The following is a 25,191-nucleotide window of genomic DNA, read 5'->3' as shown; positions in this document are numbered from 1 at the left end:
GGAGTGGTATCGAAAGACCAGCCAACACCGCCCGGAACCCGTCGCATGCCGCATGCCGAATCTCCCCCGATCCTCGTCTGGTTCCGGGACGATCTCCGCCTCGCCGACAACCCGGCCCTGACGGCCGCCGCTGGCGGCGACGGCCCGGTGGTCGCGGCCTACGTGCTCGACGACGAGACCCCGGGCGTCCGGCCGCTCGGCGGCGCGGCGCGCTGGTGGCTCGCCGGGTCGCTGCGGGCGCTCGCCGCGGATCTTCGCGCCCACGGCGTCTCCCTGATCCTGCGGCGCGGGCAGGCGGCCCAAAAAATCCCGGCCCTGGTCGAGGAGGTCGGTGCCGCCGAGGTCGTGTGGAACCGACGCTACGAGCCGGTCGCCGCCGCCGTCGACGACACCGTGGCCGACGCGCTCGCCGCGCGCGGGATCGGCGTCGCGACCTTCCAGGCGTCGCTGCTCGTCGAGCCGGCGCAGATGCGCACCAAGACGGGCGGACCCTACGGCGTGTTCACGCCGTTCCTGCGCGCCCTGCTGGCCCGGCCGGCGCCGCGCAGCCCCCTACCCGCCCCGAAGGCGCTGCGGGGCGTCGAGGGCGTCGCCTCCGACCGGCTGGAGGACTGGGGCTTGGAGCCGACTGCGCCCGACTGGGCGGCCGGCTTTCGCCCGCTCTGGACGCCCGGCGAGACCGGCGCCCGCAACCGGCTGGCGTCGTTCCTCGACGAGGGTCTGAACGGCTACGCGACGCTGCGCGACCGGCCGGACCGGGCCAACACGTCGCGCCTCTCGCCGCATCTGCGCTTCGGCGAGATCAGCCCGTTCCAGGTTTTTCACGCCGCGCAGCATGCCCGCGACGCGGGGCGCGGCGGCGCGAGCGGCCCGGACATCGACAAGTTCGTCGCCGAGCTGGTGTGGCGCGAGTTCTCGTATCACCTGCTCGCGCACAATCCCGGGCTCGCGACCAAAAACTACCAGCCGCGCTTCGACGCCTTCCCGTGGCGCCACGACCCCGATGCACTGCGCGCCTGGCAGCGCGGCGAGACCGGCTATCCGATCGTCGACGCCGGGATGCGCGAGCTGTGGACGACGGGCTGGATGCACAACCGGGTGCGCATGGTCGTCGCCTCGTTCCTGGTGAAGCACCTCCTGATCGACTGGCGTGAGGGCGAGCGCTGGTTCTGGGACACGCTCCTCGACGCCGATCCGGCCAACAACGCGGCGAGCTGGCAGTGGGTCGCCGGCTCCGGCGCCGACGCGGCACCCTATTTCCGCATCTTCAATCCGGTCCTGCAGGGAGAGAAATTCGATCCCGACGGCGCCTATGTGAAGCACTGGAGTCCCGCGCTGCGCCGTCTCGGAGCACAGCACGTTCATCGGCCCTTCGACACGCCGCCGCTGGAGCTGGCCGCCGCCGGCGTGACGCTCGGACAAAACTATCCGGCGCCCCTCGTCGATCATAAAGTCGCCCGCGAGCGGGCGCTGGCCGCGCTCGCCGAGACCAAGGCGTGAGACCAGAGGGAGCCGGCGCGGCTCAGGCGTAGGCCACCCAGCCGCGCCATGTTAAGGCGGCAAAGAACAAGCTCACGCCGGAAAAGCCGGCATCGTTCAGCACCGCCTCGTCCTCGGCCGGATCGAGCAGCGGCAGATGGGCCTCGACGGCCTTGCGGGCGCCCTCGGCGAGCTCGGGCTCGGCGCCCGACGCCACCGCGAACGCCGCGTAGCGCGACAGCCAGACACTGCGCTCCGCGGCGGCTTGCGGAAAGCTCGAATGCGCCGCCACGAACGGCGCTCCCGGCCTCAGGCGCCGCCTGATCTCGCCGGCTGTGCGGCGTCGCTCGTCGGCGTCGAGGAAATGCAGCGTCAGCAGGCACGTCGCCGCGTCGAACGGCCCTTTCGGCGCATCGTCGATGAGTCCCTTCACGAGCTGCACCCGCGCCGCGAGCGGCCCGAGCGTGCGCTCCGCGAGCCGCAGCATCTCGGCCGCCGGATCGACGCCGACGAAGCGCCATCCCGGCTGCGCCTCCGCCAGCGCCTTCAGCTCGAGCCCGCCACCGGCTCCGAGCACCAGCACGGTCGCGTCGCTCGGCACCCGCTCGGCGAGGAGCAGCCCGGTCATGCGGTGGAGATCGTCGAACCCCGGCACGAAGCGCCGCGGACCGTCCGTGTAGCGCGCCACCATTGCGGGATCCTCGAAGGCATCGAGGAAGTTCAGCGGGCTCGGTTCAAGCGACATCCGGAATCTCCGATCGATGGACGCCCCCCCGCGCCGCGAGCCGCGCGTGGAAGTCCGCACTCAGCGTGGCCAGCGTGATTTCGCCGAGCCGCGCCAGCAGCAGCGCCTCGGCGTCGTCCAGCACCCGGTCGAGAGCGCCGTTGACGGCCTGCTCGACCAGGCAGGCCGGTGCCGCGTCCCGATTGCCGATGGCGAACAGCGGGGGACGGCCGAGCGCCGCGTAGACGTCGAGCAGCGTGATGGCGGAGAGATCCCGCGCCAACGACCAGCCGCCGCCATGGCCTTTGCCGGACCGCACCAGGCCGTGCTCGCGCAAGCCCGCCAAGATTCGCCGGATCACCACCGGGTTGGTCTGCATGGCCTTGGCTAGGACCTCGGACGTCACCGGCGCGTCCCGCTGCGCCATGTGCAGGAGCACATGCAAGATGCCCGACAGCCGCCCGTCCCGTCTCATGTAACTCGATATATTACGTGATTCGCGAACCGTCAATGCGCGCCATGATCGCCGCGACGGAGATGAGAATTGCCCGGAGGACGCGAAATAGGGTCTGCTCTTCTCCACCGGCCCGGTTCACTGTCGCGCCAAAACCTGCTTCACGATCGACAGCCGCCATGCCGAACGGAGAAAGCATGCAGATGAGCGAGAACGTGACGCGCGCGATCGGCAACACGCCGCTGATCAAGCTCAAGCGCGCGTCGGAACAGACCGGCTGCACCATTCTGGGCAAGGCCGAGTTCATGAATCCCGGCCAGTCGGTGAAAGACCGGGCCGCCTTGTTCATCATCGAGGACGCGATCGCCCGCGGCGCGCTGAAGCCCGGCGGCGTCATCGTCGAGGGCACGGCCGGCAACACCGGCATCGGACTCGCGATGGTGGCGGACGCGCTCGGCTTCCGCACCGTGATCGTGATCCCCGAGACGCAGAGCCAGGAGAAGAAGGACGCGCTGCGCGCCTTCGGCGCCGAGCTGGTCGAGGTGCCGGCCGTGCCCTACGCCAACCCGAACAACTACGTGAAGATCTCGGGCCGCCTCGCGGCCGAGCTGGCGGCGAGCGAGCCGGCCGGCGCGATCTGGGCGAACCAGTTCGACAACGTGGCGAACCGCGAGGGCCACATCCGCACCACCGGCCCGGAGATCTGGGAGCAGACCGGCGGCACCATCGACGGCTTCGTCAGCGCGGTCGGCACCGGCGGCACGCTCGCCGGCGTCGGCATGGCGCTGAAGGCGAAGAACAAGGACGTGAAGATCGCCCTCGCCGATCCGAAGGGCGCGGCGCTGTTCTCGTACTACACGACGGGCGTGCTGAAGTCGGAAGGCTCGTCGATCACCGAAGGCATCGGCCAGGGGCGCATCACCAAGAACCTCGAGGATGCGCCGATCGACCTCGCCTATCAGATCCCGGACGAGGAGGCGATCCCGCTGCTGTTCGACCTGATCGCGCAGGAGGGCCTGTGCCTCGGCGGCTCGTCCGGCATCAACATCGCCGGCGCGATGAGGCTCGCCAGGGCGCTCGGCCCCGGCAAGACGATCGTGACGATCCTGTGCGACTCCGGCACGCGCTATCAGTCGAAGCTGTTCAACCCGGAGTTCCTGCGCAGCAAGGGGATTCCCGTGCCGGAGTGGCTGATCCGGCCGTCCCGCATCACGGTGCCCTACATCAACGCGTGAAGCTGATCGGGACGCTCGTCTCGACCTCTCCCCGCAGGGGAGAGGCAGCCACGCCGCACGCACCGCGGCGTCAGAATGCCCGCACCATCGGGCTTATCCGACCGGCTTTCAGCGCGTCACGTCTGCTCCGTGTGCGCTACTTCGGCTGCAGAGCAGCAGAGCCTCACCGCACGAAGTGATAAATCCCGTTCAGCCCGATCAGGCCGATCACGATCAGATAGATGGCGATCACGTAGTTGAGGAGCCGCGGCATGATCAGGATGAGGATGCCGGCGGCGAGGGCGACGAAGGGCCCGATATGGGCGGCCGTGATGGTCATCGATGTGCTCCCGGAGACTGGCTGGCGGGCCGACGGCCCACCCGGACGATGCTTGCCCGAACGGTTCGGGTACCCCTGCGACTCGGTACCCGAACAACGCGGTACCACGGACCCTGTTCATTCGATTCGGCGCAAATTGAGACCCGACGCCTCGACGGCCACGGCGTTTGCCGGTAGGACGGAGCGCGGACGTTACCTCGCGAGGGCGCGATGCCGACCGATTGCCTCTTCCGTGACAATTCTTATCTGCGCGACTGCGACGCCACCGTGGTCGGCGTGACACCCGAGGGCGGGATCGTGCTCGACCGCACCGTGTTCTATGCCGCCTCGGGCGGCCAGCCGGGCGACCGCGGCACCCTGACCGTCGGCGACGGAACCGTGATCCCGATCGAAACCGCCGTCTTCACCGACCCGCTGAAGACCGAGATCGCCCATCTGCCGCCGAAGGGCGCCGCCGTGCCGGCGCTCGCGGTCGGCACGCCCGTGAACGCGGCGATCGACTGGGGGCTGCGCCACGGCCGCATGCGCATCCACACGGCGCTGCATCTGCTGTCCGCCGTGCTGCCCTACGCGGTGACGGGCGGCTCGGTCGGCGACGCCGACGGCCGCCTCGACTTCGACATCCCGGACGCCGGGCTCGACAAGGACGCGATCACGGACAAGCTCGCCGAGATGATCGCGACCGACGCGGCGGTGACCAGCCGCTGGATCACCGATGCCGAGCTCGAGGCCAATCCCGGCCTCGTCAAGACGATGTCGGTGAAGCCGCCGATCGGCACGGGCCGGGTGCGGCTGATCGAGATCCAGGGCCTCGACCTGCAGCCCTGCGGCGGCACCCACGTGGCGCGCACCGCCGAGATCGGCGCCGTGCGGGTCACCCAGATCGAGAAGAAGGGCAAGATCAACCGCCGCGTCCGCATCGCCTTCGCCTGACCCGCCGCGTCCGGGCTTCGCGCGCACGGCGCACCGCGCCGCCGGCCCGCTCGCAAGACCTCGCCAAAATCCTGCCCTGAAATCCCGCCCACAGGATCCACCATGACAACCCGCCCCTCGGCCTTCGTCTCGACGGAATGGCTCGCGCAAAAGCTCGGCGAGAAAGACCTCGTCGTGCTCGACGCCTCCTATTATCTGCCGACCCAGAACCGCGACGCCGCGGCCGAGTATCGGGCGGCCCACATCCCGGGCGCGCTGCGCTTCGACATCAACGCCGTCGCCGACCAGGCGACCACGCTGCCCCACATGCTGCCGACGGCAGAAGAATTCGCCGCCGCGGTCGGCGCCATGGGCATCGCCGAGACCGACACCGTCGTCGTCTATGACGGGCTCGGCCTGTTCTCGGCCCCGCGCGTCTGGTGGACGTTTCGGCTGTTCGGGGCGCGCAATGTGTTCGTGCTGGAGGGCGGATTTCCGCGCTGGATCGCCGAAGGCCGGCCGGTCGAGGGCGGGACGTCGAGCCGCCCGCCGAAGACGTTCCAGGTCACGCCGCCGGCCGACCTTGTCGCCGACGTCGCGCGGGTGCAGAAGACCATCGCCGAGGGCTCGGCCCAGGTGGTCGACGCGCGTGCCGCCGACCGGTTCCGCGGCGAGGCACCCGAGCCGCGCGCCGGTCTCCCGTCCGGCCACATCCCGGGCTCGTTCAACGTGCCGCATGCCGCCCTCGTCGAGAACGGCGCCCTCAAATCCGCCGAGGCGCTGCGCGCCGCCTTCGCGGCCGGCGGCGTCGACCTGGAAAAACCGGTGCTGACCACCTGTGGCTCCGGCGTCTCGGCCGCCGTGCTGTGGATCGCCCTCCACACCCTCGGCCGCGATCCGGTCGCCCTCTACGACGGCTCGTGGACCGAATGGGCCGGCCGCGGCGATCTGCCGATCGCGACCGCAAAGGGGTAAAATCGCCAGGAGCCGCGAGCACGGCGCCGGCTCTCCCTCTCCCCGCCTGCGGGGAGAGGGTTGGGGTGAGGGGCAGCCTCGACGGCGCACTCGCGGTGACGCCCCCTCACCCGAAGTTCGCGCTTACAGCGCGGACTTCGACCTCTCCCCGCACGCGGGGAGAGGTGAAGAACTCACCCCAGAATCTGCCCCAGGAACGTCTTCGTCCGCTCGTGCTGCGGATGGGAGAAGAATTCCTCCGGCGTGTTGATCTCGACGATCTGGCCGGCGTCCATGAAGACGACGCGGTCGGCGACCTGGCGCGCGAAGCCCATCTCGTGGGTGACGCACAGCATGGTCATGCCGGTCTCGGCGAGCGACACCATCGTGTCGAGCACCTCCTTGACCATCTCGGGATCGAGCGCCGAGGTCGGCTCGTCGAACATCATGATCTTCGGGCTCATGCACAGCGCGCGGGCGATCGCCACGCGCTGCTGCTGGCCGCCCGAAAGCTGCGCCGGGTACTTGTTGGCCTGCTCGGGGATGCGCACGCGGGCGAGATAGCGCATCGCGATCTCCTCGGCCTCCTTGCGCGGCATTTTTCGCACATGGATCGGCGCCAGCGTGCAGTTTTGCAGGACCGTGAGATGCGGGAACAGGTTGAACTGCTGGAACACCATGCCGACCTCGCGGCGCACCTCGTCGATGCGCTTGAGATCGTCCGTCACCGACACGCCGTCGACCACGATGGAGCCGCGCTGGAACGGCTCGAGCGCGTTGACGCAGCGGATCATCGTCGACTTGCCGGAGCCCGACGGGCCGCAGATGACGATGCGCTCGCCGCGCGTCACCTCGAGGTTCACGTCGGAGAGCACCTGGAACTCGCCGAACCATTTGTACACGCCGGAGATCTTCACGGCGATATCGCCCGGCGCGTCGCTCGTAGCGGCGGGCGGCACGTCGGCGCGGGTTTCGGTGGTCACGCCCATGGCGAAAGGTCCTCTCAGCGCCGGTCGCCGGCGGCGAGGCGCCGCTCGATTCCGGTCGCGTAGCGCGACATGAAGTGGCAGGCGACGAAGTAGCAGACCGCCGCGAAGGCGTAGCCCGTGGTGCTGGTCACCGGCGTCGCCCAGGCCGGATCGACGCGGGCGATCTCGATGGTGCGCAGGAAGTCGAAGATGCCGACGAAGAACACCAGCGTCGTGTCCTTGAACAGCGCGATGTAGTTGTTGACGATGTTGGGGATCGTCACGCGCAGCGCCTGCGGCAGCACGACCAGCGCCAGCATGCGCCAGTAGCCGAGCCCCAGCGCCCGCGCCGCCTCGTACTGGCCCTTGGGGATCGAGGCGAGGCCGGCCCGCACCACCTCGGCCATGTAGGCGGAGGCGAAGATCGCGATGCCGACGAGGGCGCGCAGGAGCTTGTCGGGCGACCAGGCGGGCGGCACGAACAGCGGCAGCATCACGCTCGCCATGAACAGCACCGTGATCAGCGGCACGCCGCGCACGAGCTCGATGAAGCCGATCGAGAGGAGCCGCACCGCCGGCATGGTCGAGCGCCGCCCGAGCGCCAGCAGGATGCCGAGCGGCAGCGACACCACGATGCCGACCGAGGCGACGACCAGCGTCACCAAAAGCCCGCCCCACAGCGCCGTGTCGACCACCGCGAGGCCGAGCGTCGGCCAGCCGCGCAGCAAGATGAACGAGACGGTCGGCAGCGCCAGGAAGAAGAAGGCGGCGCCGAGGTCGCGGCGCGGCGCGTCGAGCCACAGGAGCCAGACGGTGCCAAAGGCGAGCAGCGCGAAGAACACGTCGACACGCCACCGCTCGGCGAGCGGATACGGGCCGTAGATGAAGAACGAGAACCAGGTGCGCACGAAGGCCCAGCAGGCGCCCGGATCGGGATTGCCGGCCGACGGCAGGCAGGCGTCGCGGCCCGACCCGCTCCACACCGCGTCGATCAGCATGAAGTCGACCAGCGGCGGGATCGTCCACCACGCCGCCGCGATCACCAGCAGCGTGAGCAGCCCGCTCAGCGGCGTCGCGAACAGGTTCTTGCGCACCCAGTGGAGCGGCCCGGACGGCAGCGGCGGCCGCGCCACGTGCGGCACCGGCGTGGTGCGGACATAGGCGACACGTGCCGTCTCGGCCGGAGGTGCGGCGAGGTCGGTCATGCGCGCCGCCCTCCCTTCACCTCTGCCTGCGGCTCTCCGGGGCCAACCGCCTTCATGGGGTGGTTCCCTCCCCCCTTGTGGGGGAGGGTTTCGCGCGAAGCGCGACGGGAGGGGGGTGAGCCACACGCGCGGAGTCTGCGGCTCACCCCCCTCCCCGACCCTCCCCCACAAGGGGGGAGGGAGAAGCGGGCGCCGCGGCGCGAACAGGCGTGCAGACCGATCCTCATCATCCCGCTCACCGCTCCGCCGGGGTGATCCAGGCGTTGTACCAGTTCATCAGCGCCGAGGTTGCGAGGCTGATGGACAGGTACACGGCCATGGTGATGACGACGACCTCGACGGCCTGGCCGGTGTTGTTGAGCACCGTGCCGGTGAAGATCTGCACGAGATCCGGGTAGCCGATGGCGACCGCGAGCGAGGAGTTCTTGGTGAGGTTGAGATACTGGTTGGTGAGCGGCGGCACGATCACGCGCATCGCCTGCGGCACGATGACGAGTCGCAGCGCCGGCCCGCGGCGCAGGCCGAGCGCGCTCGCCGCCTCGGTCTGCCCCTTCGGCACCGCCATCAGGCCGGCCCGCACCGCCTCGGCGATGAAGGCGGCCGTGTAGATCGCGAGACCGACGAGGAGCGCGACGAACTCGGGCAGCACCTCGAGCCCGCCGCGGATGTTGAAGCGCCCCATCTCCGGATACGAGAAGGCGATCGACACGCCGACCACGGCCGCCGTGACGGCGGGCGGCACCAGCACGAGGAGCACCGTCACGAGGGCTCGGCGCCCGCCGCGCCCGAACGCCCCCACCCGCTCGTGCAGCGCCCCGAAGCCGATCGCCAGCGCGACGCCGACAAGCAGTGCGATGCCGACCGCGCCGCCGCCGCCGATCTGCGGGTCGGGCAGGAACAGGCCGCGATTGTTGAGGAAGCCGCCGCCCGGCAGCGCGATGCTGGTGCGGATGTCCGGCAGCGCCTTGAGGACCGCGTTGTACCAGAACAGGAGCTGCAGCAGCAGCGGGATGTTGCGGATCAGCTCGACGAAGCCACCGCACAGCTTGGCGACCAGCCAGTTCTGCGACAACCGGCCGATGCCGATGAGAAAGCCCAGGATGGTCGCCAGCACGATACCGAGCACGGCGACCAGCAACGTGTTGAGGAGGCCGACCCAGAAGGCGCGGCCATAGGTGGAGGCCTGCGCCGAGTAGGAGATCAGCGTCTGCGAAATATCGAAGCCGGCCGTGACGTTCCAGAAGCCGAAGCCGGTGGCGATCTGGGCGCGGGCGAGATTCTCCGAGACGTTGGCGACCGCGGCCCAGGCGAGGGCGGCGACGACGAGGCACAGCACCACCTGATAGACGATGCCGCGCACCCGAGGTCGCCGCCACAGCGGCACCTCGGGGAAGCTCGCCGTCGGCACGGGGGCGCCCGCCCGTTCGCTCATGGCGCGGTCCCCCGCGCGGCTGGGATCAGCGCACCGGCGGTGCGTATTGGAGGCCGCCCTTGGTCCACAGGGCGTTCTGGCCGCGCGTGATCTTGAGCGGCGAGCCCTGGCCGATGGTGCGCTCGAACACCTCGCCGTAATTGCCGACGCCCTTGACGATGCGCACCGCCCAGTCCTTGGTCAGCCCGAGCGCCTCGCCGAAATTGCCCTCGGTGCCCAGGAGGCGCTTGATCTCCGGATTGTCGGACTTCACCTGCTCGTCGACATTGGCCTTGGTGATGCCGAACTCCTCCGCGTTGAGCATGGCGAACAGGGCCCACCGCACGATGTCGAACCACTGGTCGTCGCCGTGCCGGACGAAGGCCGAGAACGGCTCCTTGGAGATGATCTCCGGCAGGACCACGTGGTCCTCGGGCCTGGCGAGCTTCAGGCGCACGCTGTAGAGCTGCGAGGCGTCCGTCGTGTAGGCGTCACAGCGGCGGCTGTCGTAGGCCTTGAGCGCCTCGTCGAGCGTCGCGAAGGCGATCGGCTTCGACGACGCCATCTTGTTGGAGCGGAAGTAGTCGGACAGGTTCAGCTCCGTGGTGGTGCCCTGCTGGACGCAAACCGAGGCGCCGTTGAGCTCGAGCGCCGAGTTGATCTTGAGATCCTTGCGGACGATGAAGCCCTGGCCGTCGAAGTAGTTGATGCCGGTGGCGTTGAGCCCCAGCTGGGTGTCGCGCGACAGCGTCCAGGTGGTGTTGCGGATCAGCACGTCGACGTCGCCGGACTGCAGCGCCGTGAATCGGTCCTTGGCGGTGAGCGCGACGAACTTCACCTTCTGCGGGTCGTTGAAGATCGCCGCCGCGAGGGCACGGCAAAGCTCGACGTCGAAGCCGGTCCAGATGCCCTGCGCGTCGGGCATGCCGAAGCCGGGGAGCTGCCCGTTGGCGCCGCAGTTGAGCGCACCGCGCGCCTTGATGGTGTCGAGAGTCGCCGCCTCCGCAGGCGCGCCCGTCGTCAGGGCTGCGCACGCGGTGAGCAGAGCGACGAAAACCCGTTTCATGATCGCCTCATTGACAGTGCGTGGAGTCCGGTGCAAGGGCACGGCCGGTCGCAGCGATCGGTCGCAGCGAACGGTCGTAGCGGTCCGTCGCGGCGCCCGCGCAGCGATCGGTCGCCGGGACCGGTCGAAACGTCCGAGCGGATGCTCCGAGCGCCAGTGATGCATGTCTCGTGCCGTAAAAAGGGCTGCAGCACGCATGGATCGCAGCGGAGCGCATTCCGGACCGGCATATCAGAACGAATGCCGAGCCCGGTCAAGTGCTCGCCTGCCGCATGTCGGTGCCGCCGGACGCGCCTGCAAGGCCCGCTCGAATGTCCCGAAAGCCCCTTGAACGCATAGTCCCAGGATACCCGCCATGAAGTCCCCCGACGATCGCGACGGCACCGCCCACGGCAGCGACACCGGACACGCCGGGCACGGCGCGAGCGCCCGCACCGACCGCACCCGACTGGTCGTCGGCGGCCGGCATCCGCACGAGCACTACGGCTTCGTCAACACCCCGGTGTTCCACGGCTCGACCGTGCTCTACCCGACGGCCGAGGACTATCTGGCGCGCCGCTCGCGCTACAAGTATGCCCGCCGCGGCACCCCGACCTCGGAGGCGCTCGAGGCCGCGCTCGCCGCCATCGAGGGCCCGGCCTGCGCCGGCGTCTGCCTGCTGCCGTCGGGGCTCGCCGCCATCTCGGCGGCGCTGCTCGCGGTGCTCGACGCCGGCGATCATGTGCTGGTGTCGGACTCGGCCTACGACCCGACCCGCACGGTCTGCGACACGCTGCTGGTGCGCTGGGGCATCTCGACCACCTATTACGACCCGACGATCGGCGCCGGCATCGGCGCGCTGATGCAGCCGAACACCAAGGCCGTGTTCGTCGAGGCGCCGGGCTCGCTGTCCTTCGAGATCCAGGACATCCCGGCGATCGCCGAGGTCGCGCATGGGCGCGGCGCCGTCGTGCTGATGGACAACACCTGGGCGACGCCGCTCTATTATCGGGCGCTCGACCGCGGCGTCGATCTGTCGATCCAGTCCGGCACCAAGTATATCGGCGGCCACTCCGACATCATGTTCGGCTGCGTCGCCGCCAATGCCCGCACCAACAAGGCGCTGCGCGACACCGTCTTCGGGATGGGTCTGTGCGTCGGGCCGGACGACATGAACCTCGCCCAGCGCGGGCTGCGCACGCTCGCCGTGCGGCTCGCCGCCCACGAGGCCGCGGCCCTGAAGGTGGCGCAGTGGTTCGAGCGCCGGCCCGAGGTGCTGCGCGTGCTGCACCCCGCTCTGCCCTCGCATCCCGGCCACGCGATCTTCAAGCGCGACTTCACCGGATCGAGCGGCCTGTTCTCGGTGGTGTTCCGGCCGGCGTCGCCGGGCGCCATGAACGCCTTCCTGAACGCCCTGACGCTGTTCGGCATCGGTGCCTCGTGGGGCGGCTACGAGAGCCTCGCCATCCCGTTCGACTGCACCAAGATCCGCACCGCGACGACGTGGGAGCCGGGCGGCCCGACCATCCGCTTCCACATCGGCCTCGAGGACACCGACGACCTGATCGCCGACCTGGAGCGCGGCTTCGCGGCGCTGCACGCGGCCGGGTGACGGCCGACGCCGCGCCGCGTCCGGCACAGGCGGGTCGCGCAGCGGTGCATTTTCGCGCGGGACGCGTTATCGTTGCTCCAAGGAGAGACCGATGGCCGCCCCGCGCCTCCGCCCTTCGATCCCGACCGAGATCGTGTCCGACCCGTCCGTGATGGACGGCGTTCCGGTCGTGGCGGGCACGCGCATTCCGGCCGAGACCATCGTGGCCTACCTTCGCGCCGGCCACAGTGCCGAGGATGTTTTCGAGGATTACCCGAGCCTTCCGCTCGACGGGATCGATGCTGTCGCGGCGTGGGCGGAAGCGACCTACGGCCCGGGCTGGAGACGCCGCACCCTCCTCTGACGAGGCTCCGGTGAGCAGCAGATTGCTGATCGACGAATGCCTGAGCGTGAGCCTGGTCGCATCAGCGAAGGCCAGAGGGATTGCCTGCGATCACGTCGCGTGGCTCGGAAAAACCGGCTGGCAGGACCGGAACTTGGCCGCCTTCGCGCTGGACAACGACTATGTCGTCGTCACCAACAACCGCCGCCACTTCCTGCGGGAATACGCGAGGCTGCCAATCCACTGCGGCCTGATCGTCATCGTCCCCGCGGTGCCGCGGGTCGTTCAGAAGCGCCTTCTGGGACAAGCCCTCGACGCTCTCGCCGAACGCGGCGGTGATCTCGTCAACACGGCGATCGAGGTGCTGAACGACGGCCGTGTGGTCGTGCGCGCTTGGAGTTCCGAGGCACATGACAGTCGGTACATCGACGATCCGATGTGGGACTGATCCTATCCCATCGGCTCTGATCCCTACCCCATCCCCTTGCCCTGCACCTCGCGTCCGGCTTTTCGCTCGCGCAGGACGAATTGCAGGTTGCGCAGATAGACAAACACACCAAAACCCTGGCCAGCGATGAACACCGGGTCGCGTCGGTAGAGCGCATAGGCGAGCAAGAGCACGCCGCCCGAGATCGAGAACCACCAGAAGGCCATCGGCACGACGCTGCGGCCCGCCTTCTCGGAAGCGAGCCACTGCACGACGAAGCGCATCGTGAACAGGCCCTGGGCGACGATGCCGAGGAAGACCCACCAGTCGAGCCTCGTGACGAACACGTCGTAGAGATAGCCGCCGACGGCGTGCGACAGATCGATCAGCATCACGCCTTCTCCGTCACCTTGGATTCGGTCACCTGCGGCACCTGCTTGCGGCGGCGGATCAGCCACCACACGCCGGCGAGATCGAGGATGCCGATCCACAGCCGGTCGAAGAAGCCGTATTTCGAGGTGCCGTGCCGGCGCGGCCGGTCCTTCACGTCGACATAGGCGATGGTCCAGCCGTCGCGCCGCACCAGGGCCGGCAGGAAGCGGTGCAGCCCGTCGAAATAGGGCAGCGCCATGAACACCTCGCGACGGAACGCCTTCAGGCCGCAGCCGGTGTCGCGGGTGCCGTCCTTGAGCACGCTCGAGCGCACCGCATTGGCGATGCGCGACTGCAGGCGCTTGAAGCCGGTGTCCTTGCGGCCGACCCGCTGGCCGGCGACGAGACCGACATGACCGTCCTTGCGCAGCCGGTCGAGCATCGCCGGGATGAAGCTCGGGTCGTTCTGGCCGTCACCGTCCAGGGTGGCGACGAGCGGCGCGCGCGCCGCGCCGACGCCGGTGCGCACCGCCGCCGACTGGCCGCACGACGTGGCGTGCCGCACGTGGCGCAGCCACGGCCGCTCGGCGCGCAGCCGGTCGAGCACCGCGCCGGTGTCGTCGGTCGAGCCGTCGTTCACGTAGATCACCTCGAACGGGCCCTCGGAGGCGAGGCTCGTCACGATCTCGGCGAGGAGCGGCGCGACGTTCTCGGCCTCGTTGCGCACCGGCACCACCACGGCCACGGCCGGTCCCGATCCAGTCTGGGTCATCGACGAAACAGCTCCTGAAGGTGTCGGCGGCGCCCGGCCCTCACCGCTCGGTCGCGGTGGCGAGCGCCCGCAGGACACGGGGCAACGAAGGTCCGGGCAGCGCCCGGACGGTGCCGTCCGGCGCGGCCGAGAAGCCGAGCCGGCGCGACGCGAACCATTCGCGCACCAGCACGGCCCCGAAGGCGCCGAACGCGGCGCCGGCGATCACGTCGCTCGGGAAATGCGCCGAGACGATCACCCGGCTGAGCGCGATGAGCAGCGCGTAGATCCACATCACCGGCCGCAGCGCCGGCCATACGGCTCCGATGGCGACCAGCGCCGCGAAGGCCGTGACGGTGTGACCGGACGGCAGGCTCGCCCATTCGGCGCGCCACGACAGCGGCTGATAGGCGAACGGGCCGAGATCGGAGGGGCGCACCCGGCCGATCCAGCGCTTGAGGATGGTGGCGACGAGACCCGGCAGGCCGACCGCGACGAACACGAAGCCGAGCCGCACGACCACGGCCGCCAGCACGGCGCGCGAGACGCGGTCGAGGCCGGGCCGCACGAGCGCCGCGATCCACACGATCACGCACGCCGCTGGGATGAGGATCCAGCCCGAACGGCCGAAATCGGTGATGTCCTCGAACAGGTCGATCACCCAGCGCGGCGACGCCTTCACGTGCGGGGCGAGCGGATCGACCACGACCATGGCGGCGAGGACGAGGCCGAGCGCCACCGCCGCCTGCCAGCGATGCGCCAGCACCAGGGCCTTGAAGCCGGGCGTCCGCGGCGGTTTTCGCGGGGCGACGAACAGGACGGCGAGCCAGGCGGCGAGGTTGCGGCCCAGCAGCGCGAGCGCGTTCGGCCGGCGCCCGGGAGCCGCGCCGTATCCGCTCGCCACGGTCACGGATCGACCCCGACGAAGGTCTGGATCGAGACCGCACGGCCGCTCGAATAGTTGACGCCGTCGATCCGGACCCCCTGCGCGTAGCGCAGCCCGATGGCGTCGGCACGCTGCACGAAGGCGCGCTCGTGGCCCTTCTCGACGAAGGCGTAGCGGCACCGCCCGCCGCGCGCCAGGAAGTCGGCGGCGCCGGCCCCGGAGACGTGGCGCACATCGGTGCCGACCAGGAAGACGAGGCTCGGCTCGTGATAGCCGGCCGTCGCGGCGAGCACCTGGTCGCAGCGGCCGAAGGCGACGAAGCGGGCGAGCTGCAGCGACGGGAACAGCGTCCCGATGGTCGGAAAGGTCGCCGAGAAGGCCGCCGTGAACAGCACGATCATGGCGATGACCATGCGCATGAACGACACCACGACGCCGTCCGCCTCGAACAGCCACCAGGCGAACAGCGCGAGCGTCAGGGCGATGCCCGACAGCAGCCAGGTCGTCGGCCCGAAGCGCTGGCCGATCCAGATGTTGATCACGATCAGCCCGACCGACACCACGGCGGTGAGGATGAACCACCACATCGGCGCCCGGCGCAGCCAGATGTTGCGCGACAGCGCCTGATGGTCGATCGCCATGGCGAGCAGGATGGCGACGGCCGGATAGACCGGCAGCACGTAGTGCGGCAGCTTGGTCATCGCCGCCTCGAACACCAGCCAGGTCGGGATCAGCCAGGCCAGCAGGTAGCGCACCTCGGGCACGCTACGGCTCTTCCACACCGCGCCGAACGCCATCGGCACCAGGATCGAGGCCGGGAAGAAGGTGCCCCAGAACAGCAGGAAGTAGTAGCCGGGCGGCGCGCCGTGCGCCTCCTGGCCGCTGCCCACCTTCGAGAGGAGGTCGCGGCCGAGCGACTCCTCGAAGAAGCCCGCGCCGCTCTTGAGCACGATGGCGACGAACCAGGGCAGGACCAGAAGCAGCATCCAGGCGAGCCCGGCGAGCGGCCGCAGGCGCAGCACGAAGCGGGCCGACCGGTCGGCGATCGCCAGTGCCGCCACGGTGAGGCCCACCACCATCACGATCAGCGGCCCCTTGATCAGGAAGCCGGCCGCCATCGCGGTCCAGAAGATCGCCGGCAGCGCCCAGGGATGGCCCGGATCGGGGCGCTGCGCGCGCTCGATCAGGTAGGCGCGCGCCATCGCCCCCATGGAGGCCACCGTGGTGGCGAACAGCACCGCGTCGGTCTTGGCGAGACGCGCCTCGACGGCGAGCAGGATGCAGCTCCCCATCATCAGGCCGGCCAGCACGGCGCCCCGCCGCGACACGAAGGCGAGCGCCGTCCAGTAGGTCAGCAGCACGGCGCCGACCGCCCCGAGGATCGACGGCACGCGGTAGAGCCAGATCCGGGTGCGCGCCTCCGGCAGGCCGAGCGTCTCGGCGGCGCCGACGACGGCCGCCTGCAGCCAGTAGATGCCGACCGGCTTCTTGTAGCGGCTCTCCTCCTGGAAGCGGATGTCGACGAGGTCGCCGGTCTCCAGCATCTGCTTGGTCGCCTGGGCGAACCGCGCCTCGTCGCGGTCGATCGGCGGGAGCTGGAAGATGCCCGGCAGAAAGGCGAGCAGCGACACCGCGACCAGAAGGATCGCGGCGTTGCGGTGGCGCGCCGCGGCCCAGGCCAGCAGCGCCTCGAGAAGCGCGGCGGTCTTCCGGCTCGTTGCGGTTCCGAAGCTCTTGGCCGTTCCGAAGCTCTTGGCGGACATTCCCGGGTCCTGCTGAAGTCGCGCGGACAATAGAGAAAAGGAACCGCCCGCGAAAGCGCCCGCCGGGCGCAGTCCCGGCCGGTGTCGCAGCGCGGCCACACCGTTCTATTTTCATATTTTTTCAGCGCCGTACCGGTGGCTGCCGAAACTTTGGATCAACTGGAGCGGTGACGACCTGCCATCCCGCCGAGCCGCCGCGGCGCGGCGTCGGCCGGGATCCTCGTGCCAACCCGCTGTGGCGGACCGGGGACTGGACCCTCGACCGGCGCCGACGGTCGGGGCACGACGCTCCGCTTCGCACGAGGGGAAGCGATGCGACCGGCTCGGTTGACTCGGGCGCCCTTCGGGATCATCGACGAAACCCCTCGCCTCGCGCAAAAAACTCCCGGACCCGCCCCATGCCGACCGAGACCTTCCGCTCCGCCTTCGTGCCGCACGACCTCGCCGCGCCCGTGAAAGGTGCGCCGGCCGGACCGCTCGCCGGGCTCTCGGTGGCCGTCAAGGACATGTACGACATCGAAGGCAGCCGCACCGGCGGCGGCAACCCGGACTGGCTCGCCGCCCATCCGCCGGCGACCGCGAACGCCGCCGTGGTGGCCGCGCTGCTCGCGGCGGGCGCCACCATCACGGGCAAGACCGTGTGCGACGAGTTCTTCTTCAGCGTCGCCGGGGTGAACGCCCATTACGGCACGCCGCTCAATCCGCGCGCGCCGGGCCACATCCCGGGCGGCTCGTCGAGCGGCTCGGCCTCGGCCGCCTCCGCAGGCGCCTGCGACGTGGCGATCGGCTCGGACACGGGCGGCTCGGTGCGGGTGCCGTCCGCCTTCTGCGGGCTCTACGGCATTCGCCCGACCCACGGCCGCGTCTCGCTCGCCGGCGCCATGCCGATGGCGCCCTCCTTCGACGTCGCCGGCTGGATGTCGACGGCGCCCGGGGTGCTTCGTGCGCTCGGGCCCGTTCTGCTCGACCACCATCCGGTGGCCGGGGCGGTCGAGAAGCTGATCGTGCTCGACGACGCTTTCGCGCAGGCCGACGAGCCGGTCGCGGCCTTCCTCCAGGACGCGCTCGACGTCATGGCAGCCGCCCTGCCCGCCCCGACCCACGGGGCGATCGCGCCGGACGGCTTTGACCCGTGGCGCGAGGCGTTCCGCATCATCCAGGGCCGCGAGATCTGGCAGGTCTACGGCGACTTCGTCGAAACGAAACGGCCGCGCTTCGGCCCCGGCGTGCGCGAGCGCATGGCGTTCGCCGCGACCGTCACCGAGGCGGCCGCCAACGAGGCCTATGCCGTGAAGGCGGCGGCGCTCGCCTGGATCCGCGGCGTGGTCAAGCCCGGCACCGTGCTGGCGCTGCCGACCGTGCCTTGCGTCGCCCCGAAGGTCGACGCGCCGCAGGACCTGCTCGAGTCGTTCCGGGTACGGGTGATGCGACTCACCTGCACGGCCGGAATGGCCGGGCTGCCACAGGTGACGATCCCGGTCGGCACGCTCGACGGCTGCCCGGTCGGCCTCTCCTTCATCGGCTGGGCCGGCGGCGACGAGGCGCTGCTCGACCTCGCGGTACGGCTCGCCCCCTTCGTCGGGGCCACGGCCGGGTAGCAGCGGCGACCTTTCTCTCGGCTTGGTATACGCTTGGTATACGAAGCGTCGACGCGGCGTCCGTTGCACGGGCGCAACGCGCGGCGGCAATCGCGCTCGCGCCTTCGTGATCAGGACGGGGTTTCCTCCGGCGAGCTGCGCAAGACATCCTTCACCGCCGTCGCGGACAGTCTGCAGCCTCGCGGACACTGCCGCGATCGCGCCCGGGATCGAACCATTCCGGTCACCGCCGCACCTTATTTGCGCCCGATCGGCCCACCAGATGACAGGGGCCGGCCGGGCGGAACGACCGCCGGGCCGGCGACAGAAGGCCAGACCGAAAGATCCCCCGGCACGCATCCGGCGTGCCTTTCCGGAGACTGCGCAATGCCCCGTACCGAGCTGCGAACCTTCGACACCGACGCGCCCCAGCAGACCGGCCGTGCCCCGGCCGACAGCAAGGTCGAGCGCGCCGAGACCGGTCGCCCGACCGGCCGCGAAGCCCGCCGCACCCCCGCCGACCGTTCCGCCGTCGCCTACTGCGTCGACAACGACCTGATTTGATCGGTTCTAGACCGTTTCCGGTTGATCAGTTCGCCGTCATTCCGGGGCGCGGCGAAAGCCGCGAACCCGGAATCCAGCGGCGAACTCCGAAAGCTCCGCTGGATTCCGGGTTCGGCGCGACGCGCCGCCCCGGAATGACCACCGAGCTGAAAGGCCGGATCGCGTATAAGCTCGACGACCTCCCTCAATACTTCATCGGCACGTAGAGCTCGGCCGGGAGCGTGCGGCGCTCGTAGTTCGGGTTGAACACCCGATCCGGCAGCGCGATCGGCACGTGCGGCACCGGCGCGTAGGGAATCTGCTTCAGCAGGTGGTCGATGCAGTTGAGCCGCGCGCGCTTCTTGTCGTTGCCCTCGACGATGAACCACGGCGCCTCGCGGATGTTGGTGCGGAACAGCATGTCCTCCTTGGCGCGCGTGTAGTCCTCCCAGCGCACCCGCGACTGCAGGTCCATCGGGCTCAGCTTCCACTGCTTCATCGGATCGTGGATGCGCATGAGGAAGCGCATCTGCTGCTCCTCGTCGGTGATCGAGAACCAGTACTTCAACAGGATGATGCCGGAGCGCACCAGCATGCGCTCGAACTCGGGCACGTCGCGGAAGAACTGCTCGACCTCGTCCTCGGTGGCGAAGCCCATCACCCGCTCGACGCCGGCGCGGTTGTACCAGGAGCGGTCGAACAGCACGATCTCGCCGCCGGCCGGCAGATGCGGCACGTAACGCTGGAAATACCACTGGGTGCGCTCGCGCTCGGTCGGCGCCGGCAGGGCCACGACGCGGGCGACGCGTGGGTTGAGCCGCTGGGTGATGCGCTTGATGACGCCGCCTTTGCCGGCGGAGTCGCGTCCCTCGAAGATGACGACGATCTTCGCCTTGGTGTGCTGCACCCAGTCCTGCAGCTTGATCAGCTCGGCCTGCAGCGTGATCAGGTTGCGCAGATAGTCGCGGCGATCGATCGAGGGCGGATGCGTCCGCTTGTAGATCTTGCGGATCTCTTCCGACAGCGCCGGCTCGGACAGCTCGAGCTCGTAGTCCTCGTCGAGCGTGTCGGCGAGCTCGGCGTCGAGCCAGTCGAGGCCGCCGTTCTCCGGCCTGCCCTCGGCGCCGTGACGGTCGCCGGCACGGCCGTCGTCCGAATTGCCGTTGCCCGGTCTCTCATTGCCCGGCTTGCCGTGTCCCGGCTTGCGGTCGTCCATCTGTCGCTCCGGTGAAGTCTCTGAACCGGCGATGGGAATCGCCGGACCAGACAGTGCCGGCGAGTGTGCGACAGTTCGATGACGATGTCCGCGCGGCGGTCGGTCGCGCGGAGTCTCCCGGACCTGGACCCGTCCCCCGTCACACCCGCGTCGGGTAGTTCGGGCTCTCGCGCGTGATGGTCACGTCGTGGACGTGGCTCTCGCGCAGCCCGGCGCCCGAGATGCGCACGAACTGCGCCTTCTCGTGCAGCTCGGCGAGCGTCCGCGCGCCGACATAGCCCATGGCGGCGCGCAGGCCGCCGGTGAGCTGGTGGAGCACGGCGCCGGCCGGTCCCTTGTAGGGCACCTGGCCCTCGACGCCCTCCGGCACCAGCTTGAGCGAGTCCTTGATGTCCTGCTGGAAGTAGCGGTCGGCCGAGCCGCGCGCCATGGCGCCGACCGAGCCCATGCCCCGGTAGGTCTTGTAGGAGCGGCCCTGATAGAGGAACACCTCGCCGGGCGTCTCGTCGGTGCCGGCGAGCAGCGAGCCGATCATGGCGCAGTCGGCGCCGGCGGCGAGCGCCTTGGCGAGATCGCCCGAATACTTGATGCCGCCGTCGGCGATCACCGCCACCTTGGCGTCGCGGGCGACCCTGACGGCGTCCATGATGGCGGTGAGCTGCGGCACGCCGACGCCCGCCACCACGCGGGTGGTGCAGATCGAGCCGGGGCCGATGCCGACCTTCACGGCGTCGGCGCCGGCGTCGATCAGCGCCTTGGCGCCGTCGGCCGTGGCGATGTTGCCGGCCGCCACCTGCACGGCGTTGGACAACTTCTTGATGCGGGTGACCTGCTCGAGCACGTGGCGCGAGTGACCGTGCGCCGTGTCGACGACGATGAGGTCGACGCCGGCCCCGATCAGGTGCTCGGTGCGGGCATAGCCCGAATCGCCGACCGTGGTCGCCGCCGCGACCCGCAGGCGCCCCTGCGCGTCCTTGCAGGCGTTGGGATTCGCGACCGCCTTCTCGATGTCCTTCACGGTGATCAGGCCGACGCAGCGATACTGGTCGTCGACGACCAGCAGCTTCTCGATGCGGAACTGATGCAGGAGGCGCTTCGCCTCCTGCTGGCTGACACCCTCGCGCACCGTGACCAGGCGCTCCTTGGTCATCAGCTCGGAGACCTTCTGGTCCGGATCATGGGCGAAGCGCACGTCGCGATTGGTGAGGATGCCGACCAGCCGGCCCTCGATGCCGGCGTCGGTGGTGACCACCGGGATGCCCGAGATTCGGTTCTCTGCCATCATCCGCAGCGCCTCGGCGAGCGGCGCGTCCGGCCCGATGGTGAGCGGGTTCACCACCATGCCGCTCTCGAACTTCTTCACCTGCCGCACCTGGGCGGCCTGCGCCTCGGGCTCGAAATTGCGGTGGATGACGCCGATGCCGCCGGCCTGGGCCATGGCGATCGCCATGGCGGACTCCGTCACCGTGTCCATGGCGGAGGCGATGATCGGGATGTTGAGCGGGATTTCGCGGGTCAGGAAGGTGCGCACGTCGGCCTGCGAGGGCAGCACGTCGGACAGGCCGGGCTGCAGCAGCACGTCGTCGAAGGTGAGGGCCTCGCGCGGGGGGGCGTCGGACAGAACGGCCATGCCAAGCTCCTGGTCGCCGCAGGGGTCTCGGAGAAAGCGAATCCGGCCCGGTCGTCGTCGACCGGGAAGACTCGAACGCCCCTGTACGGAGTTGGCGAGGGTGGTTAGCACGCGCCTGCGACAATGGGAAGGCGGTAGCGCCGTGGCGCGCCGGGCGGGCCGGGGCGATCGGCGGGACCAGGCCGAGCGGCCACCGGCCCGAAGCCGCCGTGAACCGAGCCGGCGCGGAGGGCTACCAACCGGCAGCCCGTCGGTAGAGAGATACACCCATGCCCACGCTCCGATCCACGCTCGGCCGGATGGCCGGACCCGTGCTGTCGCTCGCCGTTCTGATGGCGGCGGGGGCGACGCCCGCGGCCGCGACCGAGACGGCCGGCGTCCCGGACGCACGCTCCTGCTTCGATGCGCGGACCTCGCTCGACGCGCGGTTCGCCGCCTGCAGCCGGGTGATCGACGCCGGCGGCGAGGCGGGCCGCGACCTCGCCGTCGCCCACTGCAACCGCGCCCATGTCCGCATCGAGCGGCGCGACCTCGACGCCGCGCTCGCCGACGTCGACGCGGCGATCCGCATCGACCCGGCCTTCGCCTGCTCGTACAGCAACCGCGGCCGGGCGCTCGCCTTCCAGGGCGACCTCGACGCCGCGATCGCGGCCTACGACGAGGCGCTGCGCCGCGACCCGGACTTCGCCGTCGCCTACAACAACCGCGGCGACGCCTTCCTGAAGAAGGGCGAGATCGACCGCGCCATCGCCGATTTCGATCGCGCCGTGGCGCTCGCCCCGGACCTCGTCCTCGCCTACGACAACCGCGCCGGCGCGTATCTGAGGAAGCGCGATCACGTCCGCGCGCTCGCCGATCTCGACAGGGCGATCACGCTCGCGCCGGATCGCGCCATGTCCTATCTGGTGCGCGGCAACGTGCATCGCGGCATGCAGGACTACGAGCGGGCCATCGCGGACTACGGGAAGGTGATCGAGCTGTTGCCGGACGACGCGCGCGGCTGGCGCAATCGCGGGCTGATCCATCTCTTGCGCTACGAGGACAGGAAGGCGCTGCCCGACTACGACCGGGCGATCGCGCTCGATCCGGCCGACGTCTACTCCTACAACAACCGGGCCCGCGCCCGCATGGCGGTCGGCGACCGCAAGGGCGCGATCGCCGACTTCCGCAAAGCCCTGGCACTCAGCCCCGGCCTGCCGCAGGCGCTCGACGGGCTGAAGAGCCTCGGCGCCAAACCCTGACGACGACGCCAAGCCCTGGCGACGCGACGCCCCCGCCGACGGGCACGCCCTGCGATCCACAACGCGACGACAGCGCCGCCCTCACCGCCGCCAGCCGGGCGGCGGGCCGTGGCGCTCGATCGCCTCGACGATCTCGCGGTGCTTGCGGTTCTCGCGCGTCATGTAGACGCTGATCACGGCGTGCGCGGAGGGCACCAGCATGATGATCGGAAACGTGAAGATCGTCAGCAGCGTGAGGACGACGGAGATCGCCAGCAGCACGAGATTGAAGATCGCGGCGAACGGCTGGCCGTTCACCAAGAGGCCGAGGGGAGGCAGGAAGACCGCCAGGACGTAGATCATCGCCGCATCGCTCCGGGGGCACGGGGTGAGGCGCGCGAAGGCGCCGTCATCCGTCATGTAGGGACTCGCGCGACGCGCGCAATCCGGGGTGCGGCAGGGCGATCCGGGCGGTGTCCGGTCACCTCGCAGCGCAGCGCCACCGGACCGCTTTCCCCTCTCGGTGAACCACTATCCCCCTCATGGCGAGGAGCGGACCGGAGGTCCGCGTCTCGAACCATGGGGCCCCCGACGCAGCGGCCGTCCTCGCCCTTCGAGACGGCCGCTTCGCGGCCTCCTCAGGGTGAGGACGGAGGGAGGTCGGCTCCATGGCACGACGCTTCGCGACACGCCCCCTTGCCGGCCGGCGCGTCCGGGCGCATAGCCGGGACCCTTTCGTGTCCGGCCCGGTGTCCCCCGCATGCCCCTGCCCCGCGAGCGCATCGTCCCGTTCATCGTCGCGGTCGCCCTGTTCATGGAGAACATGGACTCGACCGTGATCGCGACGGCCCTTCCGGCGATCGCGGCCGACATCGGCACCTCGCCGATCGAGCTGAAGCTCGCCATCACGTCGTACCTGCTGGCGCTCGCGATCTTCATCCCGATGAGCGGCTGGATGGCAGACCGGTTCGGGGCCCGCACCATCTTCCGCAGCGCCATCGTGGTGTTCGTCGTCGGATCGATCCTGTGCGCGATCTCGGGGGCGCTGTGGCATTTCGTGCTGGCGCGCTTCCTCCAGGGCATGGGCGGCGCCATGATGAGCCCGGTCGGCCGGCTGGTGCTGGTGCGCAGCGTCGACAAGAGCCGGCTCGTCGACGCCATGGCGCTCGTCACCCTGCCGGCCCTGATCGGCCCACTGCTCGGCCCGCCGCTCGGCGGCTTCATCACCACGTTCGCGAGCTGGCACTGGATCTTCATCATCAACGTGCCGATCGGCGTGATCGGCTTCGCGCTGGTGACGGCCTTCGTCGACAATGTGAAGAGCGACGTGCCGGAGCCGTTCGACACCGCCGGCATGGCGCTGGTCGCGCTCGGCATCGGCGGGCTCGCCTTCGGCGCGACGGTGAGCACCGTCGAATTCGTGCCGACCTGGGTGGCGGCGACGCTGCTCGGGCTCGGCGCCGTAGCGACCGCGGCCTATGTGGTCTATTCGCGCCGCGTCGCCAACCCGGTGATGGACTTGACGCTGTTCGCGCTGCCGACCTTCCGGGCCGGCGTCGCCGGCGGCTTCCTGTTCCGCATGGGGGCCGGCGCCCTGCCCTTCCTGATGCCGCTGATGCTGCAGATCGGCTTCCACATGACGCCGTTCGAATCCGGCCTGGTGACGTTCGCCACCGCGATCGGCGCCATGGTGATGAAGACGCTGGTCCCGCGAATCCTCCGCCGCTTCGGCTTCCGCGCCACCATGACGGTGAATGCGCTGCTCGCCGCCGTCACGATCGGAGCGCCGGCGCTGTTCACGCCCGCGACGCCGGTGTGGATCATGATCGCCGTGCTGCTGGTCGGCGGCCTGTTCCGCTCGCTCCAGTTCACCAGCGTCAACACCATCGCGTTCGCCGAGGTGGAGCCGCGCCGGATGAGCCGCGCGACCTCGCTCACCAGCGTGTCGCAGCAGCTCTCGGTCTCGGCCGGCGTGACGGTGGGCGCGCTGGCGCTGGAGACCGCGATGGCGCTGCGCGGCGACGCGGCGCTGTCCGCCGCGACCTTCCCGCCGGCCTTCATGACCATCGCCCTCCTCTCCGCCTCGGCGACGCTCCTGTTCGCGCTGATGCCGAAGGACGCGGGCGCCGAGATGGCGCAGCGGAAGTGAGTTTTTGGAACTCGGAG

General features: G+C 70.1%; 25 protein-coding genes. 11 read left to right on the top strand and 14 right to left on the bottom strand.

The features are described from left to right. Positions 1–45 precede the first annotated feature (45 nt). The gene (locus ABTU92_RS17115) at positions 46–1,500 is read left to right on the top strand and encodes a cryptochrome/photolyase family protein (RefSeq protein WP_408092710.1); all 1,455 of its coding nucleotides are present in this window, start codon (positions 46–48) and stop codon (positions 1,498–1,500) included. Positions 1,501–1,522: 22 nt separating this feature from the next. Here ABTU92_RS17115 and ABTU92_RS17110 read toward each other — a convergent pair whose 3' ends face one another. Together ABTU92_RS17110 and ABTU92_RS17105 are read right to left on the bottom strand one after the other, a co-directional pair. Then, a complete protein-coding gene (locus tag ABTU92_RS17110; RefSeq protein WP_408092708.1) occupies positions 1,523–2,224 on the bottom strand; it encodes a class I SAM-dependent methyltransferase in 702 nt (233 codons plus the stop codon). Beyond that, complete coding sequence (locus ABTU92_RS17105; protein WP_408092748.1) at positions 2,214–2,678, bottom strand: RrF2 family transcriptional regulator; 465 nt, start codon at positions 2,676–2,678, stop codon at positions 2,214–2,216. The genes ABTU92_RS17110 and ABTU92_RS17105 overlap by 11 nt, the downstream gene beginning before the upstream one ends. A 176-nt stretch (positions 2,679–2,854) precedes the next feature. Here ABTU92_RS17105 and ABTU92_RS17100 point away from each other — a divergent pair, with 176 nt between their 5' ends. After that, positions 2,855–3,892: a cysteine synthase A gene (locus ABTU92_RS17100; protein WP_408092706.1), complete on the top strand. Its 1,038-nt coding sequence runs from the start codon at positions 2,855–2,857 to the stop codon at positions 3,890–3,892. A gap of 163 nt (positions 3,893–4,055) precedes the next feature. Here the strand turns inward: ABTU92_RS17100 and ABTU92_RS17095 are convergent, their stop codons facing one another. Next, positions 4,056–4,211 carry a DUF3096 domain-containing protein gene (locus tag ABTU92_RS17095; protein ID WP_408092704.1) on the bottom strand — a complete coding sequence of 52 codons (156 nt, stop codon included), beginning with the start codon at positions 4,209–4,211 and terminating at the stop codon, positions 4,056–4,058. A 210-nt stretch (positions 4,212–4,421) separates the two neighbouring features. Here ABTU92_RS17095 and ABTU92_RS17090 point away from each other — a divergent pair, with 210 nt between their 5' ends. After that, positions 4,422–5,144 (top strand): alanyl-tRNA editing protein, encoded by a 723-nt coding sequence (locus ABTU92_RS17090; protein WP_408092702.1) that lies wholly within the window; start codon positions 4,422–4,424, stop codon positions 5,142–5,144. Between the two features lie 102 nt (positions 5,145–5,246). After that, positions 5,247–6,098, top strand: coding sequence for a 3-mercaptopyruvate sulfurtransferase (gene sseA, locus ABTU92_RS17085; protein ID WP_408092700.1), 852 nt, complete (start codon positions 5,247–5,249; stop codon positions 6,096–6,098). Between the two features lie 173 nt (positions 6,099–6,271). Here sseA and ABTU92_RS17080 read toward each other — a convergent pair whose 3' ends face one another. From ABTU92_RS17080 to ABTU92_RS17065, 4 genes are all read right to left on the bottom strand, one after another. Further along, on the bottom strand, positions 6,272–7,066 hold the full coding sequence (locus tag ABTU92_RS17080) for an amino acid ABC transporter ATP-binding protein (RefSeq protein WP_408092698.1): 795 nt from the start codon (positions 7,064–7,066) through the stop codon (positions 6,272–6,274). A 14-nt stretch (positions 7,067–7,080) separates the two neighbouring features. Then, positions 7,081–8,250 carry an amino acid ABC transporter permease gene (locus ABTU92_RS17075; RefSeq protein ID WP_408092696.1) on the bottom strand — a complete coding sequence of 390 codons (1,170 nt, stop codon included), beginning with the start codon at positions 8,248–8,250 and terminating at the stop codon, positions 7,081–7,083. Between the two features lie 235 nt (positions 8,251–8,485). After that, positions 8,486–9,682, bottom strand: coding sequence for an amino acid ABC transporter permease (locus ABTU92_RS17070; protein ID WP_408092694.1), 1,197 nt, complete (start codon positions 9,680–9,682; stop codon positions 8,486–8,488). A 25-nt stretch (positions 9,683–9,707) separates the two neighbouring features. Further along, a complete protein-coding gene (locus ABTU92_RS17065) occupies positions 9,708–10,727 on the bottom strand; it encodes an amino acid ABC transporter substrate-binding protein (protein WP_111356546.1) in 1,020 nt (339 codons plus the stop codon). 355 nt (positions 10,728–11,082) lie between these two features. Here ABTU92_RS17065 and metC point away from each other — a divergent pair, with 355 nt between their 5' ends. The 3 genes from metC to ABTU92_RS17050 all read left to right on the top strand — a co-directional run bounded on the left by metC (position 11,083) and on the right by ABTU92_RS17050 (position 13,088). Continuing rightward, a complete protein-coding gene (gene metC, locus ABTU92_RS17060; RefSeq protein WP_408092692.1) occupies positions 11,083–12,318 on the top strand; it encodes a cystathionine beta-lyase in 1,236 nt (411 codons plus the stop codon). A gap of 91 nt (positions 12,319–12,409) precedes the next feature. Then, entirely contained in the window at positions 12,410–12,661 is a 252-nt protein-coding gene (locus ABTU92_RS17055) for a DUF433 domain-containing protein (RefSeq protein WP_408092690.1), read from the top strand. A gap of 10 nt (positions 12,662–12,671) precedes the next feature. Continuing rightward, positions 12,672–13,088, top strand: coding sequence for a DUF5615 family PIN-like protein (locus ABTU92_RS17050; RefSeq protein WP_408092688.1), 417 nt, complete (start codon positions 12,672–12,674; stop codon positions 13,086–13,088). Between the two features lie 23 nt (positions 13,089–13,111). Here ABTU92_RS17050 and ABTU92_RS17045 read toward each other — a convergent pair whose 3' ends face one another. Genes ABTU92_RS17045 through ABTU92_RS17030 form a run of 4 tightly spaced genes read right to left on the bottom strand, consistent with a single transcriptional unit; the run spans position 13,112 to position 16,839 of the window. After that, positions 13,112–13,459: a lipid-A-disaccharide synthase N-terminal domain-containing protein gene (locus tag ABTU92_RS17045; RefSeq protein ID WP_408092686.1), complete on the bottom strand. Its 348-nt coding sequence runs from the start codon at positions 13,457–13,459 to the stop codon at positions 13,112–13,114. Beyond that, on the bottom strand, positions 13,459–14,211 hold the full coding sequence (locus tag ABTU92_RS17040) for a glycosyltransferase family 2 protein (RefSeq protein WP_408092684.1): 753 nt from the start codon (positions 14,209–14,211) through the stop codon (positions 13,459–13,461). The genes ABTU92_RS17045 and ABTU92_RS17040 overlap by 1 nt, the downstream gene beginning before the upstream one ends. 40 nt (positions 14,212–14,251) lie before the next feature. Further along, on the bottom strand, positions 14,252–15,100 hold the full coding sequence (locus ABTU92_RS17035; protein WP_408092682.1) for a phosphatase PAP2 family protein: 849 nt from the start codon (positions 15,098–15,100) through the stop codon (positions 14,252–14,254). Then, positions 15,097–16,839: an ArnT family glycosyltransferase gene (locus ABTU92_RS17030; protein WP_408092680.1), complete on the bottom strand. Its 1,743-nt coding sequence runs from the start codon at positions 16,837–16,839 to the stop codon at positions 15,097–15,099. Before ABTU92_RS17030 ends, ABTU92_RS17035 begins: the two co-directional genes overlap by 4 nt. 398 nt (positions 16,840–17,237) lie before the next feature. On the opposite strand from ABTU92_RS17030, the gene ABTU92_RS17025 reads away from it, so the two are divergent. Further along, positions 17,238–18,437 carry an amidase gene (locus ABTU92_RS17025; RefSeq protein WP_408092678.1) on the top strand — a complete coding sequence of 400 codons (1,200 nt, stop codon included), beginning with the start codon at positions 17,238–17,240 and terminating at the stop codon, positions 18,435–18,437. A 366-nt stretch (positions 18,438–18,803) separates the two neighbouring features. Continuing rightward, complete coding sequence (locus ABTU92_RS17020) at positions 18,804–18,980, top strand: hypothetical protein (RefSeq protein ID WP_408092676.1); 177 nt, start codon at positions 18,804–18,806, stop codon at positions 18,978–18,980. A gap of 184 nt (positions 18,981–19,164) precedes the next feature. Here ABTU92_RS17020 and ppk2 read toward each other — a convergent pair whose 3' ends face one another. Beyond that, positions 19,165–20,175 (bottom strand): polyphosphate kinase 2, encoded by a 1,011-nt coding sequence (gene ppk2, locus ABTU92_RS17015; protein ID WP_408092674.1) that lies wholly within the window; start codon positions 20,173–20,175, stop codon positions 19,165–19,167. A gap of 139 nt (positions 20,176–20,314) precedes the next feature. Further along, the gene (gene guaB, locus ABTU92_RS17010) at positions 20,315–21,805 is read right to left on the bottom strand and encodes an IMP dehydrogenase (protein WP_408092672.1); all 1,491 of its coding nucleotides are present in this window, start codon (positions 21,803–21,805) and stop codon (positions 20,315–20,317) included. 269 nt (positions 21,806–22,074) lie between these two features. Here guaB and ABTU92_RS17005 point away from each other — a divergent pair, with 269 nt between their 5' ends. Further along, positions 22,075–23,046: a tetratricopeptide repeat protein gene (locus ABTU92_RS17005; RefSeq protein WP_408092670.1), complete on the top strand. Its 972-nt coding sequence runs from the start codon at positions 22,075–22,077 to the stop codon at positions 23,044–23,046. An 81-nt stretch (positions 23,047–23,127) separates the two neighbouring features. On the opposite strand, the gene ABTU92_RS17000 is transcribed toward ABTU92_RS17005, so the two are convergent. After that, on the bottom strand, positions 23,128–23,388 hold the full coding sequence (locus tag ABTU92_RS17000; protein WP_408092668.1) for a hypothetical protein: 261 nt from the start codon (positions 23,386–23,388) through the stop codon (positions 23,128–23,130). 403 nt (positions 23,389–23,791) lie between these two features. Here ABTU92_RS17000 and ABTU92_RS16995 point away from each other — a divergent pair, with 403 nt between their 5' ends. Next, positions 23,792–25,174: a DHA2 family efflux MFS transporter permease subunit gene (locus ABTU92_RS16995; protein WP_408092746.1), complete on the top strand. Its 1,383-nt coding sequence runs from the start codon at positions 23,792–23,794 to the stop codon at positions 25,172–25,174. The last annotated feature ends 17 nt before the right edge of the window (positions 25,175–25,191 follow it).

The sequence above is a fragment of the Rhodoplanes sp. SY1 genome (assembly GCF_046000175.1).
Lineage (GTDB): Bacteria > Pseudomonadota > Alphaproteobacteria > Rhizobiales > Xanthobacteraceae > Rhodoplanes.
The sequence above is the reverse complement of the archived record's forward strand: the minus strand, read 5'-3'. Positions and strand labels throughout refer to the sequence as shown.